The following is a 1,568-nucleotide window of genomic DNA, read 5'->3' as shown; positions in this document are numbered from 1 at the left end:
GTTCGATCCTTCACCGCAGCCTCGCGGGCGCGGATCAGGTCACGCATGGCCTCATGAGCAGCGTCCGGTGTCCAGATCTCGGTGAGCTCGCCGGCACGGAACAGCCGGGCGAGTTTCTCGGCATCGCGGCGGTTCGTCTTGACCCGATCGCCAGGCTTGCGCGGGATCAGAGATGGAGCAATCACGGCGCACTCGTGGCCCAGCGCCTCGATCTCCCGCTTTAGACCGTACCCGGTCGGTCCAGCCTCATAGCAGAATCTCAATCGTACACCCGGACGTCCGAGCTTGCGGACGAGCCGGCGTACTGACGCAATATCGGAGGATATCTCTCCGACATATCGAACTTCGCGGCCACGCCCGCTCTCGGCGAGAGCAACAGCATGCCGATCCTTCGCAACATCCAAACCTACGAAAACTTCGCTATATTCTTCCATGGTTCGTCCTCCTGGCATGAGGATAGGCTCGACGAGCAACCCTCGCTTCAACACTGCCAGTGTAGGGCGGACCACCTCACAGCCGGCAACCAGAAAGGACATAAGGTCTTACGTTGAGGTACTCCTTCAATCCGTTTCAGCCTTGGCCGAGCCATTCAGGCGCGTGATTGGCCGTGAATGAGGCGGCGAATTCAAACTCGATTTTCGTCTCAAGTAGCGCGCCACCGCGGCCGCGAGACGAGGATTGGCATCGTGACTGAAGTACAGTTTCATTCCATGCCGGTTCTTGGATGATCCTGGTTCGAGCTGGAGTGCGCGTCGCAGATAATGCGGCGATAGACTCGATCCAGACTTTCCGTGACTGCATCGAATACGCTCTTGGCGGTAAGCTCGCGAAGAACCTGCTCATTGATCCCACCGCGGGTCGCGTAGTCTTCCGACAGATGCATGAAGTCCTTTTCCGGGGCCATCTCCGGAGCGTTCGCCAATGCTTTGAAAAGGCTCGCGATATAGTCGCGCGCCTTGCCATCCCTAACCCCATGCTCCTTCAGCCACCTGTGGATGGTTTCCAGGTATTTGAAATAGCTGCCATAGGTCGCGGTGGCGACGCTCAATGCGTCGAACTCGCTCGAATTTTCGACCTCGATCACCTTCCCCAACCTGCCGAACAATGACGCCACGCCCGGATGAGGCGGGTAAACGATCGTTGCTCCCAGCCGGTGAGCAAGCATCGGCATCGGAAGCGCTTTCGTCACGGACTCTGCTGGAATGGTCAGGCCGGCTATCTGCTCGCGCGACAGCGTGGCGATCAGGCTGACGACATGATGGTTAGGGCGAAACCGCAATTCCGGAAGCACTTTATGGGAAATCTGGGGTCGGACCGCCAGCATGATGGTGTCGCAATTGTCGAGGACTGCCTGATTGTCGCTCGCAATACGCACGTCCGGATAGCGGGAAGCCAGACCCGCTGCGATATCTTCGTTGCGGGGTGACAGGAGCACCGAAACCGAATTGTCGGTGAGGGATTTGAGCCCGGTAATAATAGCCGCTGTGAGCGCACCTGTGCCGATGAAGCCGAGTTTCATTGATGTTCCTCACTTAAGTTGTCTAGCCATCTGCTGATTACAATGGCTC

Annotated in this window: 2 protein-coding genes; both read right to left on the bottom strand. The window is 57.9% G+C overall.

Going from position 1 to position 1,568, the window contains the following annotated elements; all coding sequences use genetic code 11:
• The coding region (locus EOA24_RS37480; RefSeq protein WP_133374891.1) for a transposase at positions 1 to 434 on the bottom strand (434 nt) is incomplete at its 3' end.
• Between the two features lie 269 nt (positions 435 to 703).
• Entirely contained in the window at positions 704 to 1,519 is an 816-nt protein-coding gene (locus EOA24_RS37475; protein WP_127410792.1) for a pyrroline-5-carboxylate reductase, read from the bottom strand.
• Positions 1,520 to 1,568: the final 49 nt, after the last annotated feature.

It is taken from the genome of Mesorhizobium sp. M2A.F.Ca.ET.039.01.1.1, assembly GCF_003998035.1.
Taxonomy (GTDB): domain Bacteria; phylum Pseudomonadota; class Alphaproteobacteria; order Rhizobiales; family Rhizobiaceae; genus Mesorhizobium.
The sequence above is the reverse complement of the archived record's forward strand: the minus strand, read 5'-3'. Positions and strand labels throughout refer to the sequence as shown.